23 protein-coding genes, 1 tRNA gene and 1 pseudogene are annotated in these 23,232 nt (G+C 60.3%); 12 read left to right on the top strand and 13 right to left on the bottom strand.

Going from position 1 to position 23,232, the window contains the following annotated elements; all coding sequences use genetic code 11:
• Position 1: 1 nt before the first annotated feature.
• From CKW11_RS00675 to CKW11_RS00630, 10 genes are all read right to left on the bottom strand, one after another.
• Positions 2-631, bottom strand: coding sequence for a DNA repair protein (locus tag CKW11_RS00675; RefSeq protein WP_095135498.1), 630 nt, complete (start codon positions 629-631; stop codon positions 2-4).
• A gap of 18 nt (positions 632-649) precedes the next feature.
• The gene (locus CKW11_RS00670) at positions 650-2,347 is read right to left on the bottom strand and encodes a putative porin (protein ID WP_095135496.1); all 1,698 of its coding nucleotides are present in this window, start codon (positions 2,345-2,347) and stop codon (positions 650-652) included.
• Positions 2,348-2,386: 39 nt separating this feature from the next.
• Entirely contained in the window at positions 2,387-3,091 is a 705-nt protein-coding gene (locus CKW11_RS00665) for an energy transducer TonB (protein WP_095135494.1), read from the bottom strand.
• 3 nt (positions 3,092-3,094) lie between these two features.
• The gene (locus CKW11_RS00660; RefSeq protein WP_095135492.1) at positions 3,095-3,520 is read right to left on the bottom strand and encodes a biopolymer transporter ExbD; all 426 of its coding nucleotides are present in this window, start codon (positions 3,518-3,520) and stop codon (positions 3,095-3,097) included.
• An 11-nt stretch (positions 3,521-3,531) separates the two neighbouring features.
• The gene (locus CKW11_RS00655; RefSeq protein WP_095135490.1) at positions 3,532-5,331 is read right to left on the bottom strand and encodes a DUF2341 domain-containing protein; all 1,800 of its coding nucleotides are present in this window, start codon (positions 5,329-5,331) and stop codon (positions 3,532-3,534) included.
• A gap of 12 nt (positions 5,332-5,343) precedes the next feature.
• Positions 5,344-6,942: a ShlB/FhaC/HecB family hemolysin secretion/activation protein gene (locus CKW11_RS00650; RefSeq protein WP_095135488.1), complete on the bottom strand. Its 1,599-nt coding sequence runs from the start codon at positions 6,940-6,942 to the stop codon at positions 5,344-5,346.
• 57 nt (positions 6,943-6,999) lie between these two features.
• Positions 7,000-7,611 carry a transposase gene (locus tag CKW11_RS00645; protein ID WP_007969141.1) on the bottom strand — a complete coding sequence of 204 codons (612 nt, stop codon included), beginning with the start codon at positions 7,609-7,611 and terminating at the stop codon, positions 7,000-7,002.
• 273 nt (positions 7,612-7,884) lie between these two features.
• Positions 7,885-9,093, bottom strand: coding sequence for a DSD1 family PLP-dependent enzyme (locus CKW11_RS00640; RefSeq protein WP_177439974.1), 1,209 nt, complete (start codon positions 9,091-9,093; stop codon positions 7,885-7,887).
• A gap of 74 nt (positions 9,094-9,167) precedes the next feature.
• Positions 9,168-10,496: a D-arabinono-1,4-lactone oxidase gene (locus CKW11_RS00635; protein WP_177439973.1), complete on the bottom strand. Its 1,329-nt coding sequence runs from the start codon at positions 10,494-10,496 to the stop codon at positions 9,168-9,170.
• Positions 10,497-10,572: 76 nt separating this feature from the next.
• Positions 10,573-10,926 (bottom strand): cytochrome c5 family protein, encoded by a 354-nt coding sequence (locus tag CKW11_RS00630; RefSeq protein ID WP_095135482.1) that lies wholly within the window; start codon positions 10,924-10,926, stop codon positions 10,573-10,575.
• A gap of 373 nt (positions 10,927-11,299) precedes the next feature.
• Between CKW11_RS00630 and CKW11_RS00625 the strand changes: the two genes are divergently transcribed.
• The 4 genes from CKW11_RS00625 (at position 11,300) to CKW11_RS28715 (ending at position 15,981) form a co-directional block, all read left to right on the top strand.
• A complete protein-coding gene (locus CKW11_RS00625; RefSeq protein WP_064587355.1) occupies positions 11,300-12,925 on the top strand; it encodes an NADP-dependent glyceraldehyde-3-phosphate dehydrogenase in 1,626 nt (541 codons plus the stop codon).
• Between the two features lie 46 nt (positions 12,926-12,971).
• Complete coding sequence (locus tag CKW11_RS00620; protein WP_177439972.1) at positions 12,972-14,012, top strand: FUSC family protein; 1,041 nt, start codon at positions 12,972-12,974, stop codon at positions 14,010-14,012.
• A gap of 79 nt (positions 14,013-14,091) precedes the next feature.
• Positions 14,092-14,946: an acyltransferase gene (locus CKW11_RS28720; protein WP_256582006.1), complete on the top strand. Its 855-nt coding sequence runs from the start codon at positions 14,092-14,094 to the stop codon at positions 14,944-14,946.
• 39 nt (positions 14,947-14,985) lie between these two features.
• Positions 14,986-15,981, top strand: coding sequence for an SGNH hydrolase domain-containing protein (locus CKW11_RS28715; RefSeq protein ID WP_256582005.1), 996 nt, complete (start codon positions 14,986-14,988; stop codon positions 15,979-15,981).
• On the opposite strand, the gene CKW11_RS00610 is transcribed toward CKW11_RS28715, so the two are convergent.
• Positions 15,968-16,864, bottom strand: coding sequence for a DMT family transporter (locus CKW11_RS00610; protein ID WP_095135478.1), 897 nt, complete (start codon positions 16,862-16,864; stop codon positions 15,968-15,970). The two genes, CKW11_RS28715 and CKW11_RS00610, sit on opposite strands and share 14 nt — an antisense overlap.
• A 150-nt stretch (positions 16,865-17,014) precedes the next feature.
• Here CKW11_RS00610 and CKW11_RS00605 point away from each other — a divergent pair, with 150 nt between their 5' ends.
• A complete protein-coding gene (locus CKW11_RS00605; protein WP_095135476.1) occupies positions 17,015-17,452 on the top strand; it encodes an Lrp/AsnC family transcriptional regulator in 438 nt (145 codons plus the stop codon).
• 58 nt (positions 17,453-17,510) lie between these two features.
• Positions 17,511-17,837: a YceK/YidQ family lipoprotein gene (locus CKW11_RS00600; RefSeq protein WP_095135474.1), complete on the top strand. Its 327-nt coding sequence runs from the start codon at positions 17,511-17,513 to the stop codon at positions 17,835-17,837.
• Between the two features lie 64 nt (positions 17,838-17,901).
• Here the strand turns inward: CKW11_RS00600 and CKW11_RS00595 are convergent, their stop codons facing one another.
• Entirely contained in the window at positions 17,902-18,573 is a 672-nt protein-coding gene (locus CKW11_RS00595; protein ID WP_095135472.1) for a Bax inhibitor-1/YccA family protein, read from the bottom strand.
• A gap of 123 nt (positions 18,574-18,696) precedes the next feature.
• Here CKW11_RS00595 and CKW11_RS00590 point away from each other — a divergent pair.
• Positions 18,697-18,784 (top strand) — tRNA-Ser (locus CKW11_RS00590).
• Between the two features lie 249 nt (positions 18,785-19,033).
• Positions 19,034-20,110 (top strand): annotated as a pseudogene (locus tag CKW11_RS00585) (IS30 family transposase); the annotation flags it as partial.
• A gap of 205 nt (positions 20,111-20,315) precedes the next feature.
• Here CKW11_RS00585 and CKW11_RS00580 read toward each other — a convergent pair.
• Positions 20,316-20,699 carry a hypothetical protein gene (locus CKW11_RS00580; RefSeq protein WP_256582004.1) on the bottom strand — a complete coding sequence of 128 codons (384 nt, stop codon included), beginning with the start codon at positions 20,697-20,699 and terminating at the stop codon, positions 20,316-20,318.
• 1,052 nt (positions 20,700-21,751) lie between these two features.
• Between CKW11_RS00580 and CKW11_RS00570 the strand changes: the two genes are divergently transcribed.
• The 4 genes from CKW11_RS00570 (at position 21,752) to CKW11_RS00555 (ending at position 23,155) form a co-directional block, all read left to right on the top strand.
• Positions 21,752-22,180, top strand: coding sequence for a hypothetical protein (locus CKW11_RS00570; protein ID WP_256582003.1), 429 nt, complete (start codon positions 21,752-21,754; stop codon positions 22,178-22,180).
• Between the two features lie 191 nt (positions 22,181-22,371).
• Positions 22,372-22,776 (top strand): hypothetical protein, encoded by a 405-nt coding sequence (locus CKW11_RS00565; protein WP_095135464.1) that lies wholly within the window; start codon positions 22,372-22,374, stop codon positions 22,774-22,776.
• Positions 22,773-22,964 carry a hypothetical protein gene (locus CKW11_RS00560; RefSeq protein WP_095135462.1) on the top strand — a complete coding sequence of 64 codons (192 nt, stop codon included), beginning with the start codon at positions 22,773-22,775 and terminating at the stop codon, positions 22,962-22,964. The genes CKW11_RS00565 and CKW11_RS00560 overlap by 4 nt, the downstream gene beginning before the upstream one ends.
• Complete coding sequence (locus CKW11_RS00555) at positions 22,961-23,155, top strand: hypothetical protein (RefSeq protein ID WP_095135460.1); 195 nt, start codon at positions 22,961-22,963, stop codon at positions 23,153-23,155. The genes CKW11_RS00560 and CKW11_RS00555 overlap by 4 nt, the downstream gene beginning before the upstream one ends.
• The last annotated feature ends 77 nt before the right edge of the window (positions 23,156-23,232 follow it).

Raw genomic sequence — 23,232 nt, 5'->3', positions numbered from 1 at the left:
ATCAGTGCGCAATCGCAGCTTGTGGCGCATCGAATTGAGTCTTGTACAGTTCATCGCCAAAGCCCTGAGCCAGTTCATCGAACTTGACCCGGGCGCTGCCCGCGAAGGGCTGGCGGATCTTCATCACCTCGGCCACATCGATGTTTTCGTAGGCTGTGAGGATCTGCTTGGCGACGCCATACATCTGCTGATTCTTGACTGAACATTGCTGCACTTGTGTGTCACGTTCAGCCAATTGCGCTTGAAGCTTAGACCGTTCTGCCTCTTTGGCACGGGCCATGACCAGCAACTCGTCGTAGGCCTTCTTGAACTTGCCGACCTGTTCGCTGCTGGCGGCGACTTGCGCTTGCGCCTGGCTGTGCAGGTTCTGCTGCTGGCTGGCCAACTGCTCGGCGACGCCTTTGGCCTTGGCCAGTTCGGCGGTCAATTGCCTGATCTGCGCCTGAGCGGCCTTGGTTTCGTTCTGCGCCGCCAGTTGCGCGGCGCTGGCCTGGGCCTGCTGGCTTTGCAGGGCCTGCAACTGCTGAGTGGTGCTGCGCAACTGGGTACGCAGACGCTCTTCCATGCCTTCGGCACTCGCCCCCTGAGCGATGAACAGACTCAGCCCCATCAGAAAAACTCGTGCGTGCATGACCGTACTCCCGGCGCCTTAGAAGCGCGTGTTGATCTCAAGCTGCAAGACGTCGATGTCGAACGGCGCGCCGTACACCGCCTCGGTGCTCAGCCAGCGGCCGGTGGCGTAGACGTTCTTCGCCAGACCGTAATTGCCACCGAGGAAATAGCCCTTGGCGTTGGTGCCGCCGAGGTGGAACGAGGAATCGTTGAAGCCATCGGGCAAGGCGTCCGGCTGGATGTACTTGTAGCCGGCGAACATATTCCAGTCGCCCTGCTTCTTCAGGTCCAGCGCGTTGCCGAGGGTGAACTGGACCATCCACGCATTGGCGCCGCTTTCGATCTCGCCGTTGCTGTTGAGGTTGTTGACGATCTGCCCCTCGGAGCGTTTGCGCATGTCGCCTTCGTCGTAACCGAGGTTGTGGATGTAGTTGCCCTGGCTGCGCAACTTGAAGTCCTCTGGCAGATCGGCGTCCCACACCAGGTTCAGGTCGAGCAGGTTGAACTCCGACGCCAGGCCGACGAACTGTGGCTGCGGTGTGGTGGTCGGGTTGGCGGGATTCGGCGTGATGTCGCGCAGCAGGAATACGCTGTTGCCCTTCTGCATGAACGCCGCACGGCTGCCATCGGTGTCGCAGCCCGGAGCGCCGGCCCACGGCTCACAAGGGTTGGAACGCTGCCCCTGAATGTCGTCGAAGCGGTAATAAGCCAACGCACCCTTGAGGCGGTTGTTGCTGTTGATCGCCCACTTGGCGCCGAGCTGCGCGCCGTACAGCCACTTGTTGTCGCTTTCTTCCTTGTCGAAACCGTTGCTGGTGCTGGTGTCGTTGGTGTAATCCACCGGGAACGCACCAACGGTGCCGAACACGCCCCAGTCGCGATTGAGCTTGTGGTCGAAAATCGCCGCCACGCCATCGAAGTTCAGGTCGTTGGAATAGAGCATGTCGGTGGACATGAACGGGTTGGCGAAGCGCCCGCCGGTCAGGGTCAGCTCGTCGGTGGGTTTCCAGTTCAGGTAACCCTGGTCGAGCCAGATGTCTTTCTTGGCGAAACCGCCGCCGAGGTTCTGCGTGGTCGACACCGGGTTGTTGTCCGAGCCGGTACCGATGCGGATGCCGGCGATCCATTCCGGCGAGATCACCGCTTTCATGCCGAGCCGTGCGCGCAGGCGGAATTGGTTGGTGCGATCTTCACGGGTGTTGAGCAACGGCGGCAGATTGGTGCTGCTGTTGGGGTTCACGTCGTACGGGCCGTTGTTGTTGAGCTTGGCGAAGTCGACGATTTCGTTGCTGTTGCTGCCCGAGTAGTAGCGCGACTCGTCACGCAGACGGATGTCGCCGTCGAAGCTGATGCGCGACGCCCAGTCCGGGAAGGTATTGGGCGCCGCCCAGTTTTCCTGCTTGGCGGTGGCCATGACTTCGGCCTTGACCTGATCGCGGATCTGGTCGCGCACCGCGGCCGGTACGTACTGCACGCGCACATCGCCTGGTGCCGCCACCGGCCCGGCCGCTACGGCGGTGGAAGCGGCGGCCTGCTTGGCCTGCGCCGCTTCGTTCTGCGCCTGAGCGATCAGCGCGTCGGCCTTGTCCTGTTTCAGAATGCCCTGCTCGACCAGCAAGCGGATCAGATTGATCGTGGCGTTCTCCGAGGGCGCAGGCGCTGCCGCGGCCTGACCGACCAGGGTCGCGATGACCATGCCGACCGCCAGGGACAATCGATTCACGTTGGAAATCATCTGCACACAACTCCTTTTCATACAGCTTTATGAATTCGGTTAACCCGGACGCCGCCCTTGCAGGGACAGGCGCACAGGCAAGGTGATGGAGGCCGGTGGCCGTTCGCTCAGGTGCGGTGCGTTACGCAGCGCCGCCAGCACCTGGGTATCGATCTCGGGCTTGCCGCTTGACTTGACCAGCTCGACCCGGGTGATTTCGCCGACGCTGCTCAGCCACACATCGGCCTGCAGCGAAAATGCGAGGTTGCGCAGGTCGGGGTTTTCGCGCAGCAAACGCTGAAAAGTGAATGCGAGGAACTGGCTGTAAGTGCCGGTGCCCAGGCGTCCGCCACCCGCGCCGGCCATGCCGCCGCCCTTGCCGGCGCCGATGTTGAAAGCGTCGTTGCCACTCTGCGCGTCACCGTCCATTTGCATCGGGTTGGCCAGATCGTCCGCCGGCGATGGCGGCGCCTCTTCCTCAGGCTTGACCTCTTGCGGCTCGGGCGTGGGCTCGGGCTCGACGACTTTTTCTTCCACCGGGGTTTCCGGCTCCGGCGGTTTTTCCGGAGGTGGCGGTGGCGGTGGCGGCAACGGAATGATCGTCGGCACCTTCGGCGCTTCACGGCGCACGCCGCTCATGTCGTTGGCCCACTGCCACAGAAACCACGCGGCGAGCGCGCCGAGCAGCAGCCCGGCGCCCCACTTCAGGTAACGCAACGGCGAGCGTTTCACCGGCAGCGGCTCGATCGGAAGTTGTGCGGTCATCACTCAGCCCTGCGTCGGTTTGCCGGTCACCAGACCGACCTGAGACAGTTCGAGCCGGCGCAACAGATCCAGCACTTCAATGACCTTCTGGTACTGCACCGTGGCGTCGCCGCGCACGATCACCGGGAAGTCCGGGCTCTGCGCTTTCTCGATGCGCAGGCGGTCTTCCAGCTCGGCCAGGGTCACCGGGTAGGCATCGAGGAACACCTGACCGCCGTCGTTGACCGAAATCGCCTTGGTCTTGGCTTCCGACAGCGACACCGAGGCGCTAGCCTTGGGCAGGTTGATCTGGATCCCGGAGACCTGCGCGGTGGCGGTGAGGATGAACATCACCAGCACCACCATCAGCACGTCGACCAATGGGGTGATGTTGATGCTGTCCACCGCTGCATCTTCGTCATCGTCGTGGGAGGCATTTACGGACGCCATGGCAGTGCTCCTCAGGCCGGTACGGAGTGGTTGGCGTGATGACCGCGCTGATGCGACGACTCACTGAACTGGCTCTCGCCGTGCATCTCCGCCAGACGGGTGATGAACTCGTCGACGAACACGCGCATGTCGGCGCTGACTTCCTTGTTGCGGGTGATCAGGCGGTTGTAGCCAAACAGCGCCGGGATCGCGACGAACAGGCCCATGGCGGTGGCGAGCAATGCGGCAGCCATGCCGGGCGCGATGGCGTTGATGTTGACGTCGCCGGCCATGGCCGTGCCGAGGAACACCACCATGATCCCCAGCACGGTGCCGAGCAGGCCGATGTACGGGCCGCCGGCGATGGCGTTGGACAGGGTCGAGAGTTTCGAGCTGAGCGCCTGGTTCTCGCGGGTGCGCACGCCGTCCATCGAGCAGCGAATCGCTTCAATGGTCGCTGCCGACACCGAAGAGGTATCGGCGCCCTGCTCGCGGCGGGTACGGATTTCCTTGACCGCCACCGAGTACAGGCGCCACAGCGGCGAGTGCTGCAGACGCTGGGCCAGTTGCGCGTCATCGGCGAACATTTCCAGACGGGTGCCGACCTTGGCGAACTGCTCGCGGAAGTCCTCGTTGGCCTTGCTCACGCGGCTGAGGGTGCGGTTCTTGCGCAGCATGATGATCCACGACTGGAACATCATCAGCACCAGCACGGCGATGATCACCCATGCGTCCACCGGTACCGCGTTGAGCAGGAAACCGAGGCTGCCGAAACCGAAACCGGACTGTTCCTCGTCGACGCCGTAGGCCACCAGTTTCGACTCGGCGCCTTGCGCGGTGGCGTCGGCCAGCAGCAACGGCGCCGGACGCGCGACTTTCGACAGGCGCAGTTCGTCGATGGCGCCCACGAATGGCTGGTACGGGCCAGCGGCCGGATCGGCGCCAATCGCCATCACTGAATTGAACGCCGGCATCGCCTGAGCCAGCGTCGTGCCTTCACGACCATTGATGTACAGGCTGACTTTCGAACCTTCGGCGGTCAGCGCGACGTGCTGCCATTGCCCTGGATTCAGCGGCTGCGTGGCCACGGCGCGCTGGCCGTCGATCTCCACGAACGGCACGCCTTGATTGACCCCGACCAGCAGACTGTTGGCGCCTTCGCGGCGGGCGAGGATCAGTTGCTCGCCATTGGCCTGATCCAGACGCAGCCAGGCGCTGAAGGTGAACGCGCTGCCAGCACTGTGTTGTAGCGACGGACTGGCCGGCAGCAACAACGGCTGACCGCTGAACTGCAAGGCGCGCCCGACCACGCCGTCAATCGCCGCGCCGGTGGCGCTTTGCGCGGTGTTGCCGTAGGCGGTGGTGTCCTTGGCCGGGGTGCCGGTGGCGCCGTCGAAGTGATACAGCGCGGTGTAATTCGGATCGAAGGTCAACTGGCCGTTGCCGGTGGCCGGGGCCTTCTGATTGCCGTAGTACATCCAGATGTCCTGACGCTGACCGCCCTCGACATTCGGCACATCGACCCAGATTAGCGCCATGCCCATCAGCGCGTCGAAGCTTTCGATCTGGTGGTTGAGCACGGTTTTGTCATCGGCGGCGACGAAGCGCAAATCCGCGCCGTCTTCCTTGACCCCGTCGAAGGTGAAGTTGCCGGTGTGCAGGCGTACCAGCAATGCAGTGCGGCCCAGCGCCTGATTGATCCCGGCACCCTGCGGTGTGGTGTCGAAGGCGATCTGTTTGCGGTAATGCCAGTCGTCCTGCCACCAGGCCTGCGCCGTGGCCGGGAGCACGAAGCCCAGGCAGATCAACAACGAAAGAATGAGGCGCTGCATGAACGTGCTCCTTTAGAAAGTGGCTTGAAGGTTGAAGTGCAGGCGCGATTCCTGCTTCGAGGTGTTCGGCCCTTCGAGTAACGGGTAGCCCCAGTCGAGGCTGCCGGACAGCCATTTGCTCAGGCTGGCGCGGGTGCCGAGGCCAACGCTGGCCAGGGCATAACTGGCGTCCTGGTCCGGCAACTCGTCACGCAGATACAGTTGCGCGCCTTCGGCGAAGGCGTAGAAGCGCCATTCCTGCATCCAGCTGCCGGCGTATTTCGCCAGCGACGGGGTACGTAGCTCCTGACTGAGCAGCACGCCGTCATCACCGGTGCGCTCGGCCGCCAGATAGCCGCGCACCGAGGTCGCGCCGCCAGCGGAAAACTGTTCGTTGGAAACCAGCGGCCCCGACGCCAATTGGAACGCGCCTTTGCTCGCGCTCTGCCAGTCGTTGTCGAAGGTCCAGGTGAAGTTGCTGTCGCCCTTGACCACGGCGAAACTCGGGTTGGCGCGGTAGCGTTTGTAGTCGAAGTCTTCGTCGGAACTGCCGTAGCCGAAAATGCTGCGGGTGGCCGCGACCAGGCTCAGGCCGAGGCCGAGCTGGCTCTTTTCGGTGTAGCGGAAGCCGTTGTAGGCGAAGGTGAACGGCGCGTATTTCAGCGGCACTTTGTCGCTCTCGCCGGACAGAGTCAGGCGTTCGTCGAAGTCCTTGAAGTCGATACCCGCCGACAGCGAGTTCGACCAGTTGCCACTGGACGGCAACGTGTAGATCGCCGACACGCCGTAGGAATGGCCCTTGCCCAGCACGTTGCTGCCGCCGATGGTGGCGACGTTGCTGTCGGACTGGTAACCGGAGAACTGCACGCTCCAGCGCTCGGTCAGCGGCGCGGTGTAGGAAGCCGACCAGACCTTGGCGTTGTCGGTGTCCTGCGGCGCGGTGAAGTACGTCAGGTTGATGCTGTGGCCGAGCTGCCAGAGGTTGTTGTAGCCGAGGCTGGTCACGGCGCGCAGCTTCTCGGTGTCGGCGCTGTAATCGTTGTTGAGGCCGACGCTGGCGCTCCACGGGTTCTGGTCTTCGACCTGCAAATCGACGTCCATGGTGCCGGGGCGTTGCCCTTCGCGCACCAGCGGCATGACCTGGCGGCCCGGGGTTTTATTGAGTTGCGCCAGTTCGCCCTGAACCTTGGCGAAGTCCGGCACTTCACCCTCTTTCAGCGCCGGGACGTTGTCGCGGATGTCCAGCGGCGAATAGTGTTTGGCGCCGACCACACGCACGCGGCCGACCTTGGTTTCGCTGACTTGCAGATAGACGATGCCGTCCGCTACCGCTTGCTCCGGCAACTCGACGAACACCGATTGGTAGCCCCGCTGCTGATAAGCCTTCTGCAAGGCATCGCGGGCGCCTTCGATGTCAGTCATGGCTTTTTGCGGGCCGAGAAACGGATACACCGCCTCTTCGATGGCCCGCGCGTCGAGCACGGTGTTGCCGCGCACGAAGTATTCGTTGACGTCCACCAGACGTTGCGGCGCAGCGCTTTCGGCAGCCTCTTCGGCGAATGCCGGTTGCGCGCCGGCCGTCACCAGCAGCCAGCCCCACAGCGCCAGCCGTGACGTGAAAATCTGATCCACACTACCCCCTGAATTCGCGATGACCTGTTGGCGCTGTAGCGCGCCTTGTGTGTTGCGTCAGTTGCTGACTGTCGAGGCACCGCTGTGCTTGCCGAGCCAGGTGTGCAGCAGCGCGAAGTTCAAGGAGAACTCGGGCATTTGCAGCAAGGCACCGCAGAACACTTCGCCGATGATTTTCTGAATGAGCTGCACCGCACGCGGGTTGTTGAGCAGCGTGGCGATGTCGCGACTGAGGACGTTGAAGCTCCAGACTTTCTGGTTCAGGCCAAGACCGACGAACCAGCGGAACAGCAGGTTGTAATTGAGTTGTTCATACAGTTGCTGCTCGCTGGGCACCGAATACAGCAGTTGCAGGAGCAGGATGTGCATGACGGTTTGCGCGGGGATGAGCATGCCGGGCTCGGCATTCAGTTCGTGCAGAAGGCCTTGATGGGCGTCGAGCAAGTCGTCGATCTGCGGGCGCAGCAACACCAGCGAATGGCCTGGCGGAATGTAGCTGGAGACCTCTTTCAAGGCTCCTTGCCAGTCATCCTGCGAGACGATCCAGACCCACGGCGCGCCGTAGCGATACACCGAAACCGGCTTCTTGCGCGCCGCTTCGACGATCTTCGACAGGCGCTGATCGAGTTCCTGCATGCCCACTTTCGAGTAGCGTTCCATAGTCCCCATTGCCTCACTCCCGGCGTCCCGCCTCGGCTTGTGAAAAGCGCCCCGTTGGGCCCCTCAAGCGCGTTACATAGGCATGACCGGACTGGCTATGTGCTACCGAACTTTTGTCATAAAAGCTTCATTACAGAAATTGATCCGGATTTGACAGACAACACAAAACCCTGTGGGAGCGAGCTTGCTCGCGAATGCGGTGTGACAGTCAAATAGATGCTGACTGACAGGACGCTTTCGCGAGCAAGCCCGCTCCCACAGGAGATGGGTGGTTGCTTGGGATCAGGTGTAGACCGGCCAGGTGTCGACGATCTTGCCGTCACGCACCGCCAGCAGATCACCGAATTGCAGGAGGACAGCTTCGGTCTGGGTCGGGCGCAGAAACACTTGATCCTCGACGGTCAGGCCGACGGCGTTGGAACCGTTGACCATTTCCTGATTCGAACTACGCCCATACACCCCATTGCTCTGCAACCCCGGCGGCGATTCGAACTCGGCCATCCAGTAACCGCCGTAGATGAAAAAGGTCTGGCGCTGATTGGTGTCCCACCACGAGAACAAAGTCGACTTGTCATCCAGCGCCGGAATATTCACCGCACCGGTACTCTTCAGCACCGGGGTGGCGATGTAGGTCGCCGGCACGTGGTCAACCAGCGACGGCAGGTCGTAATGCGTCGGTTTGAGCATCGCCGTGCCCACCGAAACCTCGGTGCTCAGCTTTTCGTTTTCGTGGATGCGGTAACTCGGGCTGCCGGCGGTGTTCAGGCACAGGTTCTCGTTCCACAACGCCGGGAACTGCTGGCGAGTGAAATCCACGCAACGTTGATAAATCACCATCACCTTGGCGAACAGGTCTTCCGGTGAGCCGAGTATCCCCGGCACGCCCATGCCCACAAACGGGTCGTAGCCCATGAACCCGGCGAACTGCAGATGCTGTGGATTGGCGCTGATCAGCGTGAGCATCTGCCCCAGCACATTTACATCCCTGACCCCGCCCCGATGCAAGCCGACATCCAGTTCGATGTTGATGCGCATCCGCGTGCCCAAACTCTTTGCCAGCGCGAGGTATTGCTGCAAGCGCTCAGGCCCGTCGAGCAGCCATTGCAACTGTCTGGACGGATCGAACGGGCCTTTGTGTGTTTGATAGAACAGCTCGGCCGAACGCACCGGCAGCGGCTTGCCGAGCAGGATGTCGGACTGCGGAAACGTGAGCGCATCGTGATTGAGAAACGGCTGGTGAAACGACATGAGTTTTTGCGTCCCGGCCCGTTGTGCGATGTAGCTCAACAATCCCGGTGACGGCAGGGATTTTTCCACCAGACGCAATTGCTTGCCGCCGCGTTTGACCGACTGCATCACCACGTCGATGTTGTGATCGAGGCGATCCAGATCGATCAGCAGCACCGGGCGCATCGGGCCGTTGTCCTTCAACTCTTTATTCAGCGCGCGGAAATACTCGCTGTACGGGCCGCCACGATCACTCGGTCGCAGCCAGGCGCCCACGCCCACCAACAAAGCGCCGACACCCAGCGTGCCGAGGAGAAAATTGCGTCGATTGACCGCCATCAGTTCCCCCCCAAAATCGACGATAGATGCGCGTTGAGAAAGCGCCCGCTCGGATCCAGTGCCTGACGCACGTCGACAAACTCGCGCCAGCGCGGGTACAGCGGTTGCAGATTCTTCGCGTTGAGCGTGTGCAATTTGCCCCAGTGCGGGCGGCCGTTGTACTTCCAGAAGATCGGCTCGACCGCGGCGAAGAAGTTGTGGTGATCCATCTGGTAATGCTGGTGCACCGAGATCGAACAGCTGTCGCGGCCCTCGAACATGCTCAGCGGAATGTCGTCGGCCTTGACGTAGCGGTACTCGATGGGAAACCAGGTGCGCAGGTCCTTGTCCTGAATCAGCTTGAGGATTTCACGCAGACAGGCCGGGCCGTGTTCGGCGGGCACCGAGTATTCCATCTCGTTGAAGCGCACGGTGCGCACGTTGGCGTAGATGTCGAACGAGTCGCCGACCCGATCATCGAAACTCGCCATATGCCGCAGGCTGTTGAGCAGCGTGCGGCGCAGCTCGGGGAAGTCGCTGCCGTATTTGTCGATCTTCTCGATCAGGGTCACGAACTCATTGCCGCCCTCCTCTTCGGGCGGAATCGGCGGCGTGGCCGGATCGCTGGTTTCGTTGAGGGCGATGGACAAGGCGTAGTCGGAATGGGTGACCACGAGCATTTCCCAGTGCTGATTTTCCCGGGTGTTCTTGTCAAGGTCTTCCAGCAGCTCTTCGGTCCTGGCGATCCACTGGCGCTCGCGCAGGCGATAGGCCGGGCGGTTTTGCAGACGGATTTTCGTCGCCACGCCCAGTGCCCCAAGGGACACCCGCGCGGCGTTGAACACTTCCGGGTGGCGCTGGCTGTCGCAGTCCAGCACCTCGCCATTGGCCGTCACCAGTTGCATGCCGCAGACGTGCGCCGAGTACGACTGAAAGGTTGTGCCGGTGCCGTGGGTCGAGGTGGCAATCGCCCCGGCGAGGGTCTGGTAATCGATGTCGGCCATGTTCTGCAGGGCCTGGCCGACGCCCTTCAGCGGCACGCCCATGCGCGACATCGGCGTGCCGGCGGCGAATTCGGCCTGCAGGGTTTTCGGGTCGTGGTCGAGCAGCCCGGTGAAGTAGCTCAGCGACAGCAGCGTGCCGTCGGTGGGCACCAGCGCACTGAACGAATGTGCCGAACCGACCGGGCGGATTTTGCCCTGAGCCTGACGGATCGCGGCGGTCAGTTCATCGAGGTTCTTCGGCGCCAGCCGCGCCGCCGGCAGGCAACTCTGCCCGCCCGACCAGTTGCGCCAGGGAATCAGCCGTGGTGCGCGCATCAATTGCCCCAGCGCGGGATTGGCCGCCAACGCACTGAACGCGCCGACGATGCTTGCCCGTTGCAACAACTGACGCCGTGTCAGATCCATGCTCATGCGCGCGCCCTTACTGTGGGAGGGGCTGGTCGGCCATGAAGCCGATCAGTTGCAGGAATTGTTCTTCGGTGCACTCGACGCACTGGCCCATCGGCGGCATGCCGTTGTAGCCATTGATGGCGTGGTCGAGCAGCGTGTCGGCGCCTTGGCGGATGCGTGGTTCCCAGGCTTGACGATCACCAGTGAGCGGCGCATTGGCAGCCGGATTGGCGTGGCACAGTTGGCAGCTGTTGACGTAGATCTGCGCCAGGGCCGGGTCGGAGGGGGTGGCGTTGCGAGTGGTCGCCGGCGGTGCGGATTTTTCGTCGCAGCCGCACAGCGTCATGGACAGCGCCAGCAGTAAAGTGAGTGGGATTGCCCGCATAACGATCCTCAAGGATGGCAGCGCTTATTGTTGTGATCCCACCTTAAGGCAGGCACGGCAGCGGGCTGAGGGCATTGCGGGACAACGATGGGGGCAAACGGGGCCAGTAGAAAGTGTTCAGGCAACCCGATTCAACTGTGGGAGCGGGCTTGCTCGCGAATGCGGTGTGTCAGCAAATGAGGATGTCAGTTGAAAGGACGCATTCGCGAGCAAGCTCGCTCCCACAGTGGATTTCATAAACCAGTCAAAGCTCTGCTCCGGGGATCTGCGTGACATTCGCGTGACATTGGCGGGTTTAAATGTCGGCGCATTCAGGCGTATAACCTGTAAAGACTTTTTGATCTGAATACGGACATCAACACGGGGTAGCGACATGACCACAGCAAACATCCTTGGCAATCTGTTCCCTTCTGTCAGCGACATCCCGGAAAAATACCGCCTCGACGGTCAGGTCGAGCAACGCGAATACCTCGTCGACGGTGAACTGCGGCGCTGGGACGGCCCGCTCGCCACGGTGCGCAGCCCGGTGTACCTGCACGGTGAAAACGGCGATGAACAAGTGATTCTCGGCAGCACCCCGCTGCTGGATGCCGACACCGCCCTCACCGCGCTCGACGCCGCCGTGCGTGCCTACGATCGTGGTCAGGGCCTGTGGCCGACCATGCGCGTGGCCGAACGCATTCAGCATGTCGAGGCGTTCCTCGGCCGGATGCGCCAGCAGCGCGAAGCCGTGGTCAAGCTGCTGATGTGGGAGATCGGCAAGAACCTCAAGGACTCGGAAAAAGAGTTCGACCGCACCTGCGACTACATCGTCGACACCATCAATGCACTGAAAGAACTCGACCGCCGCTCCAGCCGTTTCGAACTGGAACAGGACACCCTCGGCCAGATCCGTCGCGTGCCGCTCGGCGTGGCACTGTGCATGGGGCCTTACAACTATCCGCTGAACGAAACCTTCACCACGCTGATTCCGGCACTGATCATGGGCAACACCGTGGTGTTCAAACCGGCCAAGCTCGGCGTGTTGCTGATCCGCCCGTTGCTCGAAGCGTTCCGCGACAGCTTCCCGACCGGCGTGATCAACGTGATCTACGGCAGCGGCCGCGAAACCGTCAGCGCACTGATGGCCAGCGGCAAGATCGACATCTTCGCCTTCATCGGCACCAACAAGGCTGCCAGCGACCTGAAAAAACTGCATCCGAAACCACACCGCTTGCGCGCTGCGCTGGGCCTGGACGCGAAAAACCCCGGCATCGTCCTGCCGGAAGTCGATCTGGACAATGCGGTCAGCGAAGCGGTCACCGGTTCGCTGTCGTTCAACGGCCAGCGCTGCACCGCGCTGAAAATCCTGTTTGTGCACGAAGACGTGGTCGACGCCTTCATCGAAAAATTCAACGCCAAACTCGCTACGCTGAAACCGGGCATGCCGTGGGACAGCGGCGTGGCGCTGACGCCATTGCCGGAGTCGGGCAAGGTCGATTACCTGCACGGTCTGGTGGCCGATGCGCAGAGCAAGGGCGCACAAGTGGTCAACCCGAACGGCGGCGAGAGCCGGGAGTCGTTCTTCTACCCGGCGGTGCTGTACCCGGTGACACCGCAGATGCGCGTGTACAACGAAGAACAGTTCGGCCCGGTGGTGCCGATCGTGCCGTACCGTCACCTCGATACCGTGATCGATTACGTGCTGGAATCGGACTTCGGCCAGCAACTGAGCCTGTTCGGCACCAACCCGGTGGCGATAGGTCGACTGGTCGACACTTTCGCCAACCAGGTCGGGCGGATCAACCTCAACGCCCAGTGCCAGCGCGGCCCGGACACCTACCCGTTCAACGGGCGCAAGAACTCCGCCGAAGGCACGCTGTCGGTACACGATGCCCTGCGGGTGTTTTCGATCCGCACACTGGTGGCAACCAAGTTCCAGGACAGCAACAAAGACCTGATCAGCGAAATCATTCGCGGCCGCGATTCGAGCTTCCTGACCACCGACTACATCTTCTGACGAGGACTTTGCACTGAGCACCTTCAGCACCCAACGACTGCCACCGCTGCTGCGGCGAATCCTGCGTCCGTTGCTGGACCCGTACCGCCGCTACCGGCACGCCCGACTGATTCACGCGGTGCGGGTAGCGCTGGGGCTGCTGGCGACCATCCTGCTGACCACCGGCATCAACCTGCCCCACGGCGAGTGGGCGTCGGTGACCATGCTGGTGGTGATCGGCGGCCTGCAACACCACGGCAACATCGGCAAGAAAGCCGCCGAACGCGCCACCGGCACCCTGATCGGTGCCGGCGTCGGTCTGCTGCTGGTGGCGCAACAGGCGTGGCTGGGCCTGCCGTGGCTGACCTACTTTGCCATGGCGGTGGTCTGCGGCTTCTTTTCTTATCACGCGATCGGCAAGGGTGGGTACACCGCCCTGCTCTCGGCAATTACCGTGTTCATCGTTGCCGGGCACGGCGACAACCCGATCACCGACGGCTTGTGGCGCGGGGTCGACATCCTGATCGGCATCGCCCTGGCCCTGGCGTTTTCCTTCGCTCTGCCGCTGTACGCGGTGTATTCGTGGCGCTACAACCTGGCCGATGCCTTGCGCGACTGCGCCACGTTGTACGGGCGGATCATCAGCGGCCAACCGGTCAGCGCCGATGAACATCTGAAGCTGATGGGCCGGGTGACCACGGTGATGGTGCAACTGCGCTCGCTGATGCCTTCGGTGTCCAAGGAAGTGAAAATCTCCATGACCGAACTGGACGCGATTCAACGCAACCTGCGGATGTGCGTCAGCACTCTGGAGATCCTCGGCAACACCCGCCCGGATGCTAACGACCCCGAAGCCATGGCGCACCTGCAATCAGCGCTGCGGGCCGAACACCGGGTGATCCGCATACAGTTGATCGGTATGGCCCGGGCCTTGAAGTCCGGCGCCACGCAACGCCTGCAGCGCCCGCTGGAGTTGCCTGACGCCAGCCTCGACACACCGGTCTACAGCACGCTGGACGGTCACCGTTTGCTGACCCGACAACTGGCCGCGAACATTGGTGAGCTGCGTCAGCGTCTGGCGATGACGGCGCCGCGCTGGAACATCTGAATCAACGGAAAAATCCATGTAACAAAGCCGACATCATCACTACAATGCGGCTCACAACGGACGTGTACATGGATGCAAAATGCAGTTCAGGACGAATATCAACGCGTTACGCGCGCTCGCCGTTTTGTCGGTGGTGCTGTTCCATTTCAAGGTGCCCGGGTTCGCAGGCGGATTCGTCGGCGTAGACGTGTTCTTCGTCATCTCCGGGTTCCTGATGACCGGCATCATCTTCAAGGGTGTGCAACAGCAGAACTTTTCCCTCCTCGGTTTCTACGCCTCCCGCGCCCGCCGCATCATTCCCGCCCTGCTGGTTCTGTGCGTTGCGCTGCTGGTCTTCGGCTACCTTTATCTGCCGCTGGACGACTTGCGCGAAACCATCCGTACGATCAAGAGCAGCCTGCTGTTCAGCTCGAACTTCAGCTTTGCTGAAAGCGGCAATTATTTTGCGGCGCCGCTGCATGAAAACTGGTTGTTGCACACCTGGTCATTGTCGGTGGAGTGGCAGTTCTACCTGCTCTATCCCGTGTTGTTGATGGGACTGCACCGGTTCTTCGGTGCCGATAAAACCCGCTTTGCCTTGCTGGCCGTGGCGCTGATTTCGCTGCTGGCGTCCATCGTTGTGACCCGCGTCAACCCGACGTTCGCCTTCTACATGCTGCCCACCCGCGCCTGGGAAATGATCGCTGGCGGGCTGGTTTTTATGTTTCCCCTACGATTGAGCCAACGCGGCGGCGCGATTTGCGAAGGGCTTGGACTGTTGGCGATTGCTCTTGGCGTGCTGGGCTTTTCTGAAGCGGATCTGTGGCCGGGCTACCTGGCACTGGTGCCGGTACTGGGGACGATGCTGGTGATTCACGCCAACACCCGATCCGTGTTCAGCACAAGTCCTGCGCTGCAGTTTGTCGGGAGCATTTCCTATTCGGTGTACCTCTGACATTGGCCGCTGGTGGTACTGCTTTACCTGTGCGGGCTGTTGAGCAGTTGGCCGCACGTGATCGGCGCAATCATCGCCTCGTTCGCCCTCGGCACCCTGTCCTTCTATCTGGTGGAATCGAAGGTGAAAAAAGGTACGAGCGCTACTCGAACAGTGATCAAGTTCGCGTCACTAACGGTAGCGGTGGTGGCCGTGTCGGCAACGACGTCGTCGCTGGTCAAACAACACCCCGACTGGCGTCCGGCACTGGTCGAACTTGGCCAGCCGGAATACACCAGCAAGCTGTATCCGCAGGAGTGCTACCCGAATGCCTATGCGGCGGCGGATTGCAAACTGGGCACGGGTGATGTGTCGGTGATTCTGTACGGCGACAGTCATGCGCAATCGACCGCAGCGGCGGTGCAAATGCACAACCCGCAAGCGGCGCTGTCGTGGTCACGGGGCGGTTGCCCGACCCTGGCGCACTTCGCCATGCACGACAAGGCTGTCGAAAGCCAGTGCCGGGGCTTCAATCAGGAAAAGCTGCAACAACTGAAAACCGCGTACGCCGGCGTGCCGGTGGTGCTGTTCAGCCGTGCGGCGCTATACGCGGATTCAGGGCGGGAAAACAGCTATCGGATTTCCTTTCCCGAGCGCCAGACCGCGTTTGCCGAGGCCTATACCGAAGAGTACGTCAGCACGGTCTGCTCGATCGCTGAAAATCATCCGGTGTATATCGTCAAACCGATCCCGGAGATGCCCTTCAGCGTCTACAAAGGCCTGAATCTGAATCAGCGGTGGTTCCGGCAAACCACGGACATTTCCCTGCCGTTGCAGGCATACGAGAAACGCAACCGCATCGCCATCGCAACCATCGAAGCCGCCGCCAGCCGCTGCAACGCGACGGTGATCGATCCGATACCGTACCTGTGCCCCAACGGCAATTGCATGGGTTCCATGGACGGCGTGCCGCTGTACTTTGACGACAATCATCTGGTGGATGCCGGCAATCAGCAGCTCAAAGGCCTGTTCAAGGATCTGATCAAGCCGATTTGAGCTGGCGTCGGGCTTTCAGGCCCCAGCCCTGTTGCATCCCGGCGGCGGCCAGCAGAATCGCCGCCACCCCGATCCATTGCAGGATCTCCAGTCGATGGCCGAAGGCGAACCAGTCGACGAAGATCGCTGCAATCGGGTAGATGAAGGACAGCGCACCGGTCAGGGCAGTCGGCAGTTTCTGGATCGCGCCGTACAGCAGCACGTACATCAGACCGGTGTGGACGATGCCCAGCGTCACCAGACTGGCCCAGGCTCCGTTGGTTTGCGGCAGGCTGTTGAAGTGCGCGAACGGCGCGAGCAACAGCACTCCGGTGCAGACCTGGATCAGCGCGATCAGATGCGGCGGCGTGCCGGTCAGGCGCTTGATGATCAGCGCCGCAATCGCGTAGAGCAACGCCGCACCCAACGCCAGCGCAATGCCCAGCAGATAGTCACTACCGCCCTCACCCTGCCCGCCATGGGCGCTGACGATTGCCAGCATGCCGAGAAAGGAAATCGCCAGCCAGAACAGCTTTTGCAAGGTGATTTTCTCGCCGAGAAACAGCGCCGCCAGACCGACCAGCATGAACGGCTGCACGTTGTAGACCGCCGTGCCGATGGCGATCGAGGCCCGGGAATACGAGCCGAACAACAAAACCCAGTTGCCGACAATCGCAACCCCGCTGAGCACCGCGAGCAGGAACGTGGTGCGGGTCAAAATACCCCGACGCAAGAAGCCGAATGCCGCGCAGATCAGCAGCAAGGTGCCGGCGCCGAACACGCAACGCCAGAACACCACGTCCAGCACCGGTTGCCCGGACACCAGCACGAACCAGCCAATGGTCCCGGAAATCAGCATGGCGGCGGTCATTTCCAATGAACCACGGCGGATTGTGTTGTCCATCATCGATCTCCCTAAGCGTTTGACGAAAGCGTGGCAAAAGTATGCCAAGCCGACACTCTGCGTCTCCAGCGCAAAAAGCAGGCTAAACTCGGATTCTGCCTTTTTTATCGCGGGTGGTTTCCCGCAAATGCCTAATACCGGAGTTGCTCTATGACCGACGATATTGACCAGATCCTTATCAGCGCCTTGATGGAAGACTCGCGCCGCTCGCTCAAGGCATTGGCGCAGATCAGCGGCCTGTCGTCACCCAGTGTGGCCGAACGCCTGCGCCGGCTGGAGGAACGCGGCGTGCTCAAGGGCTATACCGTCGAGATCGACCCCAAATACTTCGGCTATCAGCTCCAGGCCATCGTCCGGGTGCGGCCACTGCCGGGTCAACTGCAAGAAGTGGAACGCCAGATCATGTTGATCCCGGAGTTCACCGAATGCGACAAGGTCACGGGCGAGGATTGCTTCATCGCCCGCCTGCACGTGCGCTCGATGGAACAGCTGGACACCCTGCTCGACCGCCTCAATACGCTGGCTGAAACCAACACCGCGATCGTCAAGAAAACCCCGGTCAAACGCCGATTGCCGCCGATGGCGTGAGTGCTTTTTGCGCCTGCTCGGCGTAGATTGAGGTTTTTCCGGCGAAGGATTGGCGGTAATGAGAATTCAGGCAGTGATGCTGACAGTGTTGATGCTCAGCGGGTGCGGGACGGTGCAGACCGTTGTGCTTAGCGACAAGGCTTCCGTAGACCAGTTGAAAACCAAGAAAAGCTACTGCGGCGCGGTCCCGCGCATTTACAGCGGTGCCACCTACGACTTCTGCATGCTGCACGCCGAAAAGCCGGATGACGTCGACGCGTTCAATTACAACAACGCCTCTTTTGGCCTGGTGGTCGATGCAGCGGTTTCGGGCGTGCTGGATACGTTTCTGTTGCCCTACACGATTTATAAGCAGCAGGCCGATGGCAGCATGGTGATCAACTGATCCGCTTTTCGCAGACGACAAAAAACCCGCCGAAGCGGGTTTTTTGTTGATTCACAAACAGCGATCAGTCGTCGCGGCTCATGATGCCGAAGATCTGCAACAAGCTGACGAACAGGTTGTAGATCGATACATACAGGCTGATGGTCGCCATGATGTAGTTACGCTCGCCACCATGGATGATCGCGCTGGTCTGGAACAGAATGCACACCGACGAGAACAGCACGAAACCGGCGCTGATCGCCAGTTGCAGGCCGCTGATCTGGAAGAACAGGCTCGCCAGCGTTGCACCCAGCAGGACGAAGAAACCGGCGGTGATGAAACCACCGAGGAAGCTCATGTCCTTGCGGGTGATCAGCACGTAGGCCGACAGACCACCGAACACCAGCGCGGTCATGGCGAATGCCGAGCTGACCACTTCAGCGCCGCCCTGCATGCCCAGGTAACGGTTGAGGATCGGGCCGAGCAGGAAACCCATGAAACCGGTCAGCGCAAAGGCGGACACCAGGCCCCACGCGGAATCACGGAGTTTGTTGGTGAGGAAGAACAGCCCGTAGAAGCCGATCAGCACCACGAAAATGTTCGGGTAGCCGACGCGCATCTGCTGCGCCACGAACGCCATCACACCGCTGAATGCGAGGGTGAGCGCCAGTAGGCCGTATGTGTTGCGCAGGACGCGGCTAACCTCTAGCTGCTCAGCCTGCACGCTGTTGTGAACTGCGTAATCCTGTTCGCGCATGGCGACACTCCTGTTGGTTTGAAACGTTCAGTCGCAAAGATCATAACAGACGCTCTGTAACAAGCCATGCACAGAGTTTGACAGTGTGTTTCATTCAGGTATTATGGCGCCCGCAACGCAAACGGAGGTGTGGCCGAGTGGTTTAAGGCAACGGTCTTGAAAACCGTCGACTGTAACAGGTCCATGAGTTCGAATCCCATCGCCTCCGCCATATTTGATACGACAAAGCCCTGATTATTCAGGGCTTTGTCGTTTCTCGCACTCAGGAAACGTCCTCCTCTCTCTACGGATCGTTTCCGCATCTTTTCGGCCATTTCCGCAACCCTACCCTTTTGAGATCACTGTTTCGATCTCGACACTCAAAAGTATGGGGCAACCTTCAACGGGCTGCTTCCAGCTGTGGATTCAACGGGTCGACGCAACACAACTAAATTCTGTGTAAGCAGAAGGAGTGTTGCAGATGAAGCAGAGACCTCGGATCTATTACACCGAAAGCCAGAAAAAACTGATGTGGGATCACTGGCAGAAAGGCGACTCTCTCCAGCACATAGCCCAATTATTTGATCGAAACCACTCATCGATACAGCGCATCTTGGCGGAAACAGGCGGTATCAGACCCGCTGTACGCCGCAGGTCCAGATTGGCGCTGACGTTGGCTGAGCGTTAAGAGATTTCGCGTGCAGTGGTGGCAGGTAACTCGATCCGATCCATGGCTGCGCTACTAGGGCGAGCAGCCTCTACGATCAGTCGTGAGATCAGACGCAACGGTGGCCAAGGATGCTACCGGGCTAATCAAGCTGATCAGGCTGCCTGGGATCGCGCGCATCGACCTAAGGTGTGCAAACTTGTTGAGAACCGAACGGTGGCGCAAATTGTTGCAGACAAGCTTCAATTGCAGTGGTCACCGGAACAAATTGCAGGTTGGTTGAAGCGTACCTACCCGGACGATACGAGCTATCAGGTGTCACACGAGACGATCTATCGCACCCTCTTCATACAGGCTCGCGGGGCTCTGAAGAGGGAGTTGCTTGAGCATTTACGGCGGACGCGAGCCATGCGTCGCTCGCGCCATCACACTCAGAAGAAAGAAAATCACGGTCGCATCACAGACGCGGTATCGATCCGTGAACGCCCGGCCACAGTTAAGGATCGAGCGGTGCCAGGTCACTGGGAGGGTGACCTGCTGTGCGGTAGCAGAAACAGCCAAATTGCCACTCTTGTAGAGCGTCATACCTGCTACGTAATGCTGGTGAAATTGGTCGGTAAGGATAGCGAGACGGTCATCAGCGCCCTGATCGAAAACGCCCGCGACTTACCCCAAGAACTCTACAAATCGCTGACGTGGGATCGTGGCAAAGAGATGGCTGACCATAAGCGCTTTACGGTGGCTACCGACATAAAGGTCTACTTCTGCGATCCTCATCGTCCTTGGCAACGGGGATCGAATGAGAACACCAACGGGTTGTTAAGGCAGTACTTCCCGAAAGGGACTGACCTTGCAGATCACTCGCAAGCCACACTCAATGAAGTAGCAAGGCTCAACGGTTCAGAGGGTTGGCAACTGACCCGGGCGTGCAGCGTAAAACGTCGAAAGTAGTTTTCCAGCGGGAGAACACGCCGAAAGGCCCGCGGCTGGAGGAACAATCAGAAGATAGTCGGAGGCCGACGCCAGTAGCGGGCCCCGACTGGAAAGCATCACTGAAGCCCGTTCTAAGAGCGGGCTTTGGGATGAAGACCAAGCGCTACCAATTTTTCCGAGAGCTGGTTATCTGCCGACATCTATCAGCCATCTCCGGGAGTGATACAGCCACATCAGACAGCACTCGATCCATCTCGCGCTCATCCAGAAACGGGTAGACGTCGAGATTGAGAGCGATCTGAACCTTGCGCAAATTGGTGCCTTCTACCAGCCAACGCTCAATAGCGCGAGTCATCGCTGACCCGTTGTCCTCCGTCTGCCAGGCAAGAAAATCGAAGAGCCGGGCCACCTGCATGAAAGAGATTGAATCGGGAATATCGGCAAAAAGCCGGTCAGCCAGATTTTCCTCACCAAACTCAAGGACGACTGCCCGCGAAGCGCTGAACGCTTCAATGTATTCGGGCTCGCTGCTCTCTGCTGCGATCATGTTCAACGCCCTTTCAACAACCTGATGCATAGCAATTGCGCGCTCCGAAAAGGAGTTCGATGCTACCAGCCTTCAGCGCTACGGGCTAAACAACCAGCGCCACGACAGCCTGTCGTTAACTGCCCGATCCTCTCTATGAGAGCGCATCGGGGTGTGATCTGAGTACCGTCTGGCTGCGTGAGAGCAATGTCAGGCAAACGTCATGCAGATCACACCCCGATGAGGACGAAACTGCGGCCTATAACCGCCCACCTGCATCAAATCCCAGAATCGGTTGTTATCGAGCGCTGGCGAACTGAACACGGCCGTGGAACTCGGCGCCGGAGACGTAACCGGCAACATATTGAGAACGGCGAGCGCCCGCAAGACGCCAACGGCGCGCACTGGGAGGATGGCCATCATGAAATAGATGAACTGATCCACCTCGCGCGGCGCGGCAAGCCTGAAGGCCGGCGCCCATCACTCATACAGGCAGCGGACAGTAGGCCGTCGATGTCACCACGCATCGGCCCAATGAGGAAGGCCACCCTTACGCACGTCGACAATTTGATGCGGCAAACCCAGACCGACGCCAGTAGCGGGTCTGGGCGCTTTGCATATCAATCATGTAGAAAAATTGAATTAGCCAGTTGCCCGCCCGGTCAAGATTTATGAACGCAGAAAATCTGACGAGGTGACAGCAATGACTATCCAAGCAGAGACACTCGTACAACTGACCGAAGCGCTGCAAGAGCGAGGCATGAATCTGGTTTCAGATGTTCATTTCACTCGCGCGCCATACCGGCATAACCACCGCTGGATCTGCATCGTAGAGTGACCATGCTCGTTGCCGGCGGCTCGGACAATCAATCCACCGCCGGCCCCACTACCCCGCTACGCCTTTTCCCTTCCGCCCGACCCGCGCGCGATTCCCCTCTACGCCAAGAGACACTCACCGGAGCAGATAGCTGCAGTCGGGCTTTTCGGGGGATCAATGACGCAACTCCTCCGACTTGAGATGGTGCTACCGGCATGGTCAAATGAGCAATGGCCTTTTGCTACGGTAATCTCAATTGAAACAGAGTCGCGGAATCATCATATTTTTTTCGGCAATGACCTTGCTCTTTATCTTGGTACAGGTATGGCACGCAAAATCTGGCCCGGAAGAGAAAAAGCAGGAGCGGGAGCGCCAACTCAAGGGGCTCGCGCTCATTATGAGTGTCCAGTCCGGAAAAGTATCCGACGATTCAACCCGCGTCGATTCTGTGACCTACAGCGATGAGGTCATGCGTATCTCTTACACACTCACAAAAGTTACGAAGTACGAAATGGATTCTGATGAATTCACCAAGGACGCAAGAGCGCTTGCAGCTTCTGCATTCTGTAATGAAAAAGGTTTAGGGCAGTTCGTGAAATCGGGGCTTTCCATTGACCTCCTCTACAAAGATTCAACCAGCTCACCGATAGTCGAGTTTCAGATAGGCAAGTCCGACTGCCTCTGAAGCCATCCCCAAAGCCCGCCTCTCTCGCGGGCTTTTTTCTGCGTGTCGCACCCCAATGAGTCCGCGCAGCTAGGCATCAATCTCCCGACCAATCTCGAATGCACTCCCCTCCGCGCCCAACGGCAACCAGCGGAGCGAACGAGTGCATCCGAGTTTTGTTGGATCAACACCCCGTCACTCTGGAGACGACCATGTCAGCTCTACGCAAGCCCATCCCGGAAGACGACTTCCTCGATACGGAGGCAGGTCAGGAATGGCTGACCGAGTCGGTCGACGATCTGCTTTATCGACGCCACGTCGAGGCGCCAAATCCGGTAGGTCGCAGCAAGGTCCTGGTCAACGCTGACCACTTACCGGAGGCGCTGGCGGATCACATGGCCGCGAACCCTGATCCCGATCGGTACATCGAGAAAATCCTGATCGAACTGATCTGTCGCGGGGATGGCGGTGTACTGCACAAGTGGGCCATCGAAGCCGTCGGCGGTGATCCGCAGATCGTTCGGTCGCTCGCCAACGACCTGGTCGCGGTGCACGCCAACGAATACCGAGATGCCAAGCGCGAAAGCGATCGCGTAGAGCGGGAGTGTGGGTTTTGAGCCCACACATCCTGATCGACCAAGCCCTTGATGGTGTGTCGGCGCCCGCCGGCGAAGAAGACATCAGCCTATTGGTTCAGGGGCTGATCACCCGTCTTTTCACTGACGGCGCAATCACCATCGACGAGTTCAACCACTACTGCAAACGCCTGCGTGACACCTGTCAGCGGCGCAAGGAGGAAGCATGAGTACGGCACCGGTTAAATCTCTGATCGACGAGCAGCTTGAGGACATCGAACACAAGATCGCCCTGCTCGGCTTCGGACTTCCCTTCAACGAGGTCATCGGTCGCAAGCGCGAGGATCTGGTCGCCAGTCTCCCCCAGCGCTTGGCGCCGTCCATGAAGGGCAAGCGCATCGCCGTGAGAGTCCGGCCGTGACCGGTCGCCAATGGGCGCGCCGCCTGATCATCTGGCGCGGCGCGTTCTCTTCCCTCGGCGTTTTCACCTTCCTGATA

Origin of the sequence: Pseudomonas sp. Irchel s3a10, assembly GCF_900187525.1 — a bacterium.
Lineage (GTDB): Bacteria > Pseudomonadota > Gammaproteobacteria > Pseudomonadales > Pseudomonadaceae > Aquipseudomonas > Aquipseudomonas koreensis_G.
Note: the sequence above shows the minus strand (reverse complement) of the source record. Positions and strands in the feature narration are given on the sequence as shown.

Coding starts and splice junctions, on each gene's coding strand:
- CKW11_RS00675 (WP_095135498.1), bottom strand. CDS start 631: ATGCACGCACGAGTTTTTCTGATGGGGCTGAGTCTGTTCATCGCTCAG.
- CKW11_RS00565 (WP_095135464.1), top strand. CDS start 22,372: ATGTCAGCTCTACGCAAGCCCATCCCGGAAGACGACTTCCTCGATACG.
- CKW11_RS00625 (WP_064587355.1), top strand. CDS start 11,300: ATGACCACAGCAAACATCCTTGGCAATCTGTTCCCTTCTGTCAGCGAC.
- CKW11_RS00660 (WP_095135492.1), bottom strand. CDS start 3,520: ATGGCGTCCGTAAATGCCTCCCACGACGATGACGAAGATGCAGCGGTG.
- CKW11_RS00595 (WP_095135472.1), bottom strand. CDS start 18,573: ATGCGCGAACAGGATTACGCAGTTCACAACAGCGTGCAGGCTGAGCAG.
- CKW11_RS00630 (WP_095135482.1), bottom strand. CDS start 10,926: ATGCGGGCAATCCCACTCACTTTACTGCTGGCGCTGTCCATGACGCTG.
- CKW11_RS00665 (WP_095135494.1), bottom strand. CDS start 3,091: ATGACCGCACAACTTCCGATCGAGCCGCTGCCGGTGAAACGCTCGCCG.
- CKW11_RS28720 (WP_256582006.1), top strand. CDS start 14,092: ATGCAGTTCAGGACGAATATCAACGCGTTACGCGCGCTCGCCGTTTTG.
- CKW11_RS00555 (WP_095135460.1), top strand. CDS start 22,961: ATGAGTACGGCACCGGTTAAATCTCTGATCGACGAGCAGCTTGAGGAC.
- CKW11_RS00670 (WP_095135496.1), bottom strand. CDS start 2,347: ATGATTTCCAACGTGAATCGATTGTCCCTGGCGGTCGGCATGGTCATC.
- CKW11_RS00605 (WP_095135476.1), top strand. CDS start 17,015: ATGACCGACGATATTGACCAGATCCTTATCAGCGCCTTGATGGAAGAC.
- CKW11_RS00645 (WP_007969141.1), bottom strand. CDS start 7,611: ATGGGGACTATGGAACGCTACTCGAAAGTGGGCATGCAGGAACTCGAT.
- CKW11_RS00580 (WP_256582004.1), bottom strand. CDS start 20,699: ATGATCGCAGCAGAGAGCAGCGAGCCCGAATACATTGAAGCGTTCAGC.
- CKW11_RS00600 (WP_095135474.1), top strand. CDS start 17,511: ATGAGAATTCAGGCAGTGATGCTGACAGTGTTGATGCTCAGCGGGTGC.
- CKW11_RS00610 (WP_095135478.1), bottom strand. CDS start 16,864: ATGGACAACACAATCCGCCGTGGTTCATTGGAAATGACCGCCGCCATG.
- CKW11_RS00655 (WP_095135490.1), bottom strand. CDS start 5,331: ATGCAGCGCCTCATTCTTTCGTTGTTGATCTGCCTGGGCTTCGTGCTC.